7 protein-coding genes and 1 pseudogene are annotated in these 7,974 nt (G+C 73.5%); 6 read left to right on the top strand and 2 right to left on the bottom strand.

Going from position 1 to position 7,974, the window contains the following annotated elements:
• On the top strand, positions 1-1,074 hold a 1,074-nt coding region (gene mnmA, locus CCN33_RS25920; RefSeq protein ID WP_086695886.1), incomplete at its 5' end, for a tRNA 2-thiouridine(34) synthase MnmA.
• Between the two features lie 33 nt (positions 1,075-1,107).
• Here mnmA and CCN33_RS25915 read toward each other — a convergent pair.
• Positions 1,108-1,890 carry an alpha/beta fold hydrolase gene (locus CCN33_RS25915; RefSeq protein ID WP_086695887.1) on the bottom strand — a complete coding sequence of 261 codons (783 nt, stop codon included), beginning with the start codon at positions 1,888-1,890 and terminating at the stop codon, positions 1,108-1,110.
• Positions 1,891-1,947: 57 nt separating this feature from the next.
• Complete coding sequence (locus CCN33_RS25910) at positions 1,948-2,271, bottom strand: DUF427 domain-containing protein (protein ID WP_086695884.1); 324 nt, start codon at positions 2,269-2,271, stop codon at positions 1,948-1,950.
• Between the two features lie 51 nt (positions 2,272-2,322).
• On the opposite strand from CCN33_RS25910, the gene CCN33_RS25905 reads away from it, so the two are divergent.
• The 5 genes and pseudogenes from CCN33_RS25905 to CCN33_RS25885 all read left to right on the top strand — a co-directional run.
• Positions 2,323-2,862, top strand: coding sequence for an LOG family protein (locus tag CCN33_RS25905; RefSeq protein WP_086695885.1), 540 nt, complete (start codon positions 2,323-2,325; stop codon positions 2,860-2,862).
• A 16-nt stretch (positions 2,863-2,878) separates the two neighbouring features.
• Positions 2,879-3,568 (top strand): SDR family oxidoreductase, encoded by a 690-nt coding sequence (locus CCN33_RS25900; protein WP_208621895.1) that lies wholly within the window; start codon positions 2,879-2,881, stop codon positions 3,566-3,568.
• A gap of 34 nt (positions 3,569-3,602) precedes the next feature.
• Positions 3,603-4,610, top strand: coding sequence for a methionine synthase (locus tag CCN33_RS25895; protein ID WP_086695882.1), 1,008 nt, complete (start codon positions 3,603-3,605; stop codon positions 4,608-4,610).
• 15 nt (positions 4,611-4,625) lie between these two features.
• Positions 4,626-6,821, top strand: coding sequence for an NAD-dependent DNA ligase LigA (ligA, locus tag CCN33_RS25890; protein WP_086695881.1), 2,196 nt, complete (start codon positions 4,626-4,628; stop codon positions 6,819-6,821).
• A 260-nt stretch (positions 6,822-7,081) separates the two neighbouring features.
• A pseudogene (locus tag CCN33_RS25885) lies at positions 7,082-7,974 on the top strand (GGDEF-domain containing protein); the annotation flags it as partial.

Raw genomic sequence — 7,974 nt, 5'->3', positions numbered from 1 at the left:
GGCGTGGACTCCGCCGTCGCCGCCGCGCGTGCCGCGGAAGCCGGTCACGACGTGACCGGTGTCCACCTCGCGCTCTCCGCCAACCCGCAATCCTTCCGGACCGGCGCGCGGGGCTGCTGCACCATCGAGGACTCCCGCGACGCCCGCCGCGCCGCCGACGTCATCGGCATCCCGTTCTACGTCTGGGACCTCGCCGACCGCTTCCGCGAGGACGTGGTCGAGGACTTCGTCGCCGAGTACGAGGCCGGCCGCACCCCCAACCCCTGCCTGCGCTGCAACGAGAAGATCAAGTTCGCCGCGCTGCTGGACAAGGCGCTCGCGCTCGGCTTCGACGCGGTCTGCACCGGCCACTACGCCAAGGTGCTGGTGGACGAGGACGGCAACCGCGAGCTGCACCGCGCCTCCGACATGGCCAAGGACCAGTCCTACGTGCTCGGCGTGCTGGACGACCGCCAGCTCGCGCACGCCCTGTTCCCGCTCGGGGACACCGTCACCACCAAGGACGAGATCCGCGCCGAGGCGGAGCGGCGCGGCCTGGCCGTCGCCAAGAAGCCCGACTCGCACGACATCTGCTTCATCGCCGACGGCGACACCCAGGGCTTCCTCGCCGGCCGGCTCGGCAAGGCCGAGGGCGACATCGTGGACGAGGACGGCAACCGCCTCGGCACCCACGAGGGCGCCTACGGCTACACCATCGGCCAGCGCAAGGGCCTGCGCCTGGGCACCCCCGCCCCCGACGGCAAGCCGCGCTACGTCCTGGACATCTCCCCGGTCACCAACACCGTCACCGTCGGCCCGGCCGCCGCCCTCGACGTCACCGCGCTCACCGCCATCAAGCCCCGCTGGTGCGGTACCGCCCCCGAGGGCCCCGGCACCTACACCGCCCAGCTCCGCGCCCACGGCGGCGAGACCGAGGTCGACGCCGAGCTGGTGGACGGCGAACTGCGCGTCACCTTCACCGAGCCCGTCCGGGGCGTCGCCCCCGGCCAGGCGATCGTGCTGTACGACGGCACGCGCGTGGTCGGCTCCGCGACCATCGCCACGACCACGCGGGCCACGGCCGCCGCGGTCTGATCCCCGCGCCCGGCCGGAACCGTCCGGCCGGGCTCAGCCCGCGACGAAGTCGGCCAGCACCGGTGCGAGGAACGCCGGCTCGACCGCGTGCGTCTGCCCCTCCAGCACCGCGTACGCGCCGTCCGGCACCGCCTCCGCGACCTCGCGGGCGCCCGCGCGCAGCCACTTCGGGCTCAGGCTGCCCGCCATCGACAGCACCGGTACCGGGACGCGGGCGAGCAGCTCCGCCGGGAGCAGCCCGTCGCCCATCAGGGCGGCGTCGTACGCCAGGCTCGGCGCGAGCAGCTCCAGGCCGGGCCACATGGGGGACTGGCGGGCCCGCTGGATCATCTCCTCGCCCAGCCCGGTCAGCCGCAGGAACAGCTCCGCCGCCCCGCCCCGGTCGCCCGCGGCCAACGCCACGTCCAGGGCGGCCGCGTACGCCACCTGCCGCTCGGGGCCCTCGGGCAGGAAGTCGTTGAACGGCACCTCGTACACCGCCGCCCGGGCCACCGGCAGGCCGCTCGCGGCCGCCAGCAGCACCAGCGCGCCGCCCGAGGACAGCCCGAAGAGCGCCGCCTCGCCGCCGACCGCCTCCAGCAGCGCCGCCAGGTCCTCGACCTCGCGCTCGACCGCGTAGGGGGCCGTGTCGCCGCTCGCGCCCCGGCCCCGGCGGTCGTAGACGACGGCCCGGCAGCGGTCCGCGAGCGCCGCCGCCAGCGGGCCGAGCGTGAGTCCGGTGGACAGCGCGCCGCTGACCAGGATGACCGTGGGCCCCTCACCGGTGACGCGGTACGCGAGCGAGGTCCCGTCGACGGAAGTCGTCTTCTTGTCCATGCCCGTGGAGACTGCCGTACGGGTGCCGGAGTCACCGGTCACGACACGGCGCCCCGGTCAGGCCACTTCCGGGGCGTAGAAGCAGTAGTGGTCCTTGATCCGGGCCACCTCCGGCTTCGGGTCCGGGTACGCCCACACCAGATCGGGCGCGTCCGGCAGCGACCAGTAGGACGCCGTGCCCTTGAAGGGACAGTCCGTGTGGGTGTCCGACGGGGTCAGCAGATCGAGCCGGACGTCCTCGGCGGGGAGGTAGTACCGGGGCGGACAGCCCGTCTCGCGCAGGACGAGGGGGCGGTCGGTCTCCGCGAGCACCTGGCCGTCGTGTACGACGCGCACGCGCTGCTCGCCCTCTTCGATGGTGATCGTGTGTCCGTGTGCCATACCCGGACAGCACGGGCGGGGCCGCCGATGTTCCCGCGTACCGTTGCCTCCATGAATATCTGCGTCTTCCTCTCGGCCGCCGACCTCGACGAGCGCTACACGCGCCCCGCGCGTGAGTTCGGGGAACTGATCGGCAAGGGCGGCCACACGCTCGTCTGGGGCGGCTCGGACTCGGGCCTGATGAAGGTCGTCGCGGACGGCGTGCAGGAGGCCGGAGGCAGGCTCGTGGGCGTCTCCGTGGAGTTCCTGTCGGCGGTCGCCCGGCCCGGCGCCGACGAGATGGTGGTCGCCGCCGACCTCGCCGAGCGCAAGCGGCTGCTGCTGGAGAAGGCCGACGCCGTGGTCATCATGGTCGGCGGCACCGGCACCCTGGACGAGGCCACCGAGATCCTGGAGCTGAAGAAGCACGGCCGCACCGCCAAGCCGGTGGTGCTGCTGAACACCGCCGGCTTCTACGACGGCCTGGAGCAGCAGTTCCGCCGCATGGAGGCCGAGGGCTTCCTGCCGCGCCCGCTGTCGGAGCTGATGTACTTCGCCGACGGTCCGGCCGCCGCGCTGGCCCACCTGGAGGAGTCCCTCGCCGCGGGCTGATGCGACCATGGCGGGCATGGCTACTCATGTGATCACCGGCGCCGGTTCCGGCATCGGCGCCGCCGTCGCCCGCCGTCTGCACGCGCGCGGGGACGACCTCGTGCTGCACGCGCGCGACGCGGGCCGCGCCAAGGAGCTGGCGGCCGGGTTCCCCGGCGCCACGACCCTGGTGGGCGACCTCGCCGACCCCGACAAGCTGTCCTGGGCCTTCTCCCACCAGGCACTGCCGGACCGCGTGGACTCGCTGCTGCACATCGCCGGGGTCGTCGACCTCGGTGACGTCGGGGACCTCACCCCCAAGTCCTGGCGCCACCAGCTCAACGTCAACCTGATCGCGCCCGCCGAGCTGACCCGGCACTTCCTGCCCCAGCTCCGCACCGCCCGCGGCCAGGTGGTCTTCGTCAACTCCGGCGCCGGACTCAACGCCCACGCCGGCTGGTCCGCGTACGCCGCCTCCAAGCACGGGCTGAAGGCGCTGGCGGACTCGCTGCGCCAGGAGGAGCACGGCAACGGGGTCCGGGTCAGCTCCGTCTACCCCGGCCGTACCGCGAGCCCCATGCAGGCCAAGGTGCACCAGCAGGAAGGCAAGGAGTACGACCCCGCGCGGTTCATCGACCCCGAGTCGGTGGCGGACACGATCCTGCTCGCCCTGGACCTGCCCCGAGACGCCGAGATCAACGACCTGACCGTGCGCCCCGGCCGCTGACGCGCCCGCCCGCCGTACGGCATACCCTGCCGGGGTGAGTGAGAACACCCGGTTCACCTTCCCCGCGGCCACCGGCGTCGGCTCGATGCCCGGCGTGGACGCGCGCGAGGCCGCCAAGACCGTCACCGGCAGCCTGGAGGACTTCCCCCACCTCGCGGAGCTGCCCGCGCGCGGCCCCGGCGCCGACATGATCGGCCGCACCGCCGGGATGCTCGTCGAGCTGTACGCGCGCGTGGAGCCCAGCGGCTGGCGGCTGTCCGACCGGCCCGGCCGCGACACCCGGCGCGCGCACGCGTGGCTCCGCGAGGACCTCGACGCCCTGGAGGAGTTCACCCAGGGCTACGAGGGCGACCTCAAGGTGCAGGCGGTCGGCCCCTGGACGCTGGCCGCCGCGCTGGAACTGCGCAACGGCGAGGCGGTGCTGTCCGACCCCGGCGCCTGCCGCGACCTCACCGCCTCGCTCGCCGAGGGCCTGCGCCTGCACGTGGCCGACGTCCGCCGCCGCGTCCCCGGCGCCCGCGTGGTGCTCCAGCTCGACGAGCCCTCCCTCACCGCCGTGCTGCGCGGCCAGATCCGCACCGCCAGCGGCTACCGCACCCACCGGGCCGTGGACCGGCAGATCGTGGAGTCCGGCCTGCGCGAGGTGCTCGGCGCGAGCGGCCCCGGTCCCACCGTCGTCCACTCCTGCGCCCCCGACGTGCCGTTCGCCCTGCTGCGCCGCGCGGGCACCGACGCCGTCTCCTTCGACTTCGGCCTCCTCACCGAGCGTGACGACGACACCATCGGGGAAGCCGTCGAGGGCGGCACCCGGCTGTTCGCCGGTGTCGTGCCGGGGACGGACGCGGCATTGTCAGACCCTGCCGGTAGCGTCATGGGTGTCAGGACGCTGTGGCGCAGGCTGGGGCTGCGGCCGGGGCTGCTCGCGGAGGCGGTGACGGTCACGCCCGCGTGCGGTCTCGCGGGTGCTTCCCCCGCCTATGCCCGCCAGGCGCTCGCCCACTGCGTCCGGGCGGCGAGATCCCTCGCGGACAACCCTGAGTAACGGGAGGACACTACGGTGGCCGGCGACAAGCAAGCGGCGACGACGGCGGTGCCCGCCGAGGCGCGCGAGAGGCACGGGCGGCTCGCGGAGCAGGTCGAGGAGCACCGCTTCCGGTACTACGTGAAGGACGCTCCCGTCATCAGCGACGCGGAGTTCGACAAGCTCCTGAAGTCCCTTGAGGCACTGGAGGAGGAGTTCCCGGAGCTGCGCACCCCGGACTCGCCCACCCAGAAGGTCGCCGGGTCCTACGAGACCGAGTTCACCGCGGTCGCGCACCGCGAGCGGATGCTGTCCCTGGACAACACCTTCAACGACGAGGAACTCGCCGCCTGGGCCGACCGCATCGCCCGCGAACTCGGCGACCAGACCTACCACTTCCTGTGCGAGCTGAAGGTCGACGGACTCGCCGTCAACCTCACCTACGAGCACGGCCGCCTCACCCGCGCCGCCACCCGCGGCGACGGCCGCACCGGCGAGGACATCACGCCCAACGTCCGCACCATCGCCGACATCCCGGACCGCCTCCAGGGTGACAAGGTGCCCGACCTCGTGGAGATCCGCGGCGAGGTCTACTTCCCGATGGACAAGTTCCTCGAGCTGAACGAACGTCTGGTCGCCGCCGGGGAGAAGCCCTTCGCCAACCCCCGCAACGCGGCCGCCGGTTCCCTGCGCCAGAAGGACCCCCGCGTCACCGCGAGCCGCCCGCTGCACATGGTCGTCCACGGCATCGGCGCCCACGAGGGCTTCACCGGCCTGACCCGGCTGTCCGAGGCGTACGACCTGCTCGGCTCCTGGGGCCTGCCCACCTCCCCGCACAACCGCGTGGTCGACGGCCTCGACGGCGTACGGGAGTTCATCGCGTACTACGGCGAGCACCGGCACTCCGTGGACCACGAGATCGACGGTGTCGTCGTCAAGCTCGACGAGATCCGCCTCCAGGGCCGGCTCGGCTCCACCGCGCGCGCCCCGCGCTGGGCCATCGCGTACAAGTACGCGCCGGAGGAGGTCAACACCAAGCTGATCGACATCAAGGTGGGCGTGGGCCGCACCGGCCGCGTCACCCCGTACGCCCAGGTCGAGCCGGTCACGGTGGCGGGCAGCGAGGTCGAGTTCGCCACCCTGCACAACCAGGAGGTCGTCAAGGCCAAGGGCGTGCTCATCGGGGACACCGTGGTGCTGCGCAAGGCCGGTGACGTCATCCCGGAGATCCTCGGTCCCGTCGCCGACCTCCGGGACGGCAGCGAGCGGGAGTTCGTGATGCCGAGCGAGTGCCCCGAGTGCGGTACGCCGCTGCGGCCCATGAAGGAGGGCGACATCGACCTCCGCTGCCCCAACGCCCGTACGTGCCCGGCGCAGTTGCGCGAGCGGGTCGCCTACCTCGCGGGGCGCGAGTGCCTGGACATCGAGCACTTCGGCGGGGTCGCCGCGGCCGCGCTCACCCGACCGCTGGAGCCCGCCGACCCGCCGCTGGTGGACGAGGGCGACCTCTTCGACCTCACGGTGGAGAAGCTGCTGCCCATCAAGGCACATGTGCTGGACCCCGACAGCGGCCTGCCCAAGCACGACCCGAAGACCGGCGAGGAGAAGGTCGTCACCGTCTTCGCCAACCAGAAGGGCGAGCCGAAGAAGAACACCCTCTCCCTGCTGGAACACATCGAGGCGGCCAAGCGGCGCCCGCTCGCCCGGTTCATCAACGGCCTCTCCATCCGGCACGTCGGCCCTGTCGCCGCAACCGCGCTCGCCCGCGAGTTCCGCTCCATCGACCGCATCGAAGCGGCCACCGAGGAGGAGCTGGCCGCCACCGACGGGGTGGGCCCCATCATCGCGGCCGCGCTCAAGGAGTGGTTCGCCGAGGACTGGCACCGCGAGATCGTGCGCAAGTGGAAGGCGGCCGGCGTATCGCTGGAGGAGGAGGCCACCGGCGAGGACGAGGGGCCGCGTCCGCTGGAGGGGATGACCGTCGTCGTCACCGGCACGCTGGAGAACTTCACCCGTGACGGCGCCAAGGACGCGCTCCAGAGCCGGGGCGCCAAGGTGACCGGCTCCGTCTCCAAGAAGACGTCCTTCGTGGTCGTCGGCGACAACCCAGGCTCCAAGTACGACAAGGCGATGCAGCTCAAGGTGCCGGTGCTCGACGAGGACGGATTCACCGTCCTGCTGGAGCGCGGACCCGAGGCGGCGGCCGAAGTCGCGCTTCCGACCGGGGAGTAGCGGTTGAAGGCCACCCGTACGGCGCATATCAGATGCATACGGGTGGCCCGTACGCATTCGGGCGACCGTCCACGACCGCTGCCCGAGGAAGCCCTCCGCGGCCTACTGTTGAGGGGTGCGCCCGCCGTGCCCAGCCGCGGCCGGTGCATCCCCGTGCCCGACAGCCGGCACGGGGAAGGGGTTTCCACCGCCGAGCCGCTGAGGGTCCTCGGGGCCAGGGCCGCGTGGCGTGGGCACCGCCGGCTGTGAGAGGGACGGGAATGGAACCGACCGAGAGCGCCGCCCCCGGCTCGCGGCTGCGCCTGCGCCGCCGCGCGGGCGCGTGGCGGGGGAACCGGTGGACCGGGCACGGCAAGGACCGCACGGGCCCCAACTCCGGTGCGGACGGTGTCGATCCGCACGCGGCGGTGGTGCTCGCCGCCGACCTCGACCCGCTCCCGGACGGCGGGCGGCGGGCGAGGATACCGACGTTGCCCGCCGTCCTCGCCGGGGCGGCCGCGCTCGCCCTCGGCGCCGGGCTCTACGGCGCCTTCAGCGGCGGCCGCGCGCTCTTCCCCGCCGGTACGGCCGGGTGGGCGCTGGCGCTGCTCACCGGCCTCGTCGTCGGCCACCTCGTCATGCTGGGCCGGGCCCGCTGGAGCGGCGGCACCGCCTCCGGCGCGGCCCTCACTCTCGCCACCCTGCTGCTGTACGGCTGGGTCCCGGCCGGACTGGTCAGCCTCACCGTCGTCGTCCTGGTCGGTGCCGCCCGGCGCAACTGCCGCCGCGAGGGCCTGCTGCACGGCGCGGTGGACATCCTCGCCATCGGCGCCGGCGCTCTGGTGCTCGGCGCCTTCGGCCGGGTCGGGAGCGTCGAGGCGCCCTGGCGGCCGGGCAGTTGGGGACTCGGCACCGTCCCCGAGGTGGTGCTCGCCGCGGGCGCCTACCTCGTCGTCAGCCGGGGACTGCTCTGGTACCTGCACGCCCCGCGCGGGGGCGGGCTGCCCACCATCGCCCGGACCGCGCTGGTCAGGCAGGGTTTCGTCGCCGTCGCGCTGCTCGGCATCGCGCCGCTGGTGTGCGTGGTCGCCGACGCCCGGCCGGCGCTGCTGCCGCTGTTCGTCATCCCGCTGATCGCGCTGGACTCCACCCTGTGGATGGCGCGGGCCCGCGC

It is taken from the genome of Streptomyces recifensis (assembly GCF_002154615.1).
Taxonomy (GTDB): Bacteria; Actinomycetota; Actinomycetes; order Streptomycetales; family Streptomycetaceae; genus Streptomyces; species Streptomyces griseoluteus.
The sequence above is the reverse complement of the archived record's forward strand: the minus strand, read 5'-3'. Positions and strand labels throughout refer to the sequence as shown.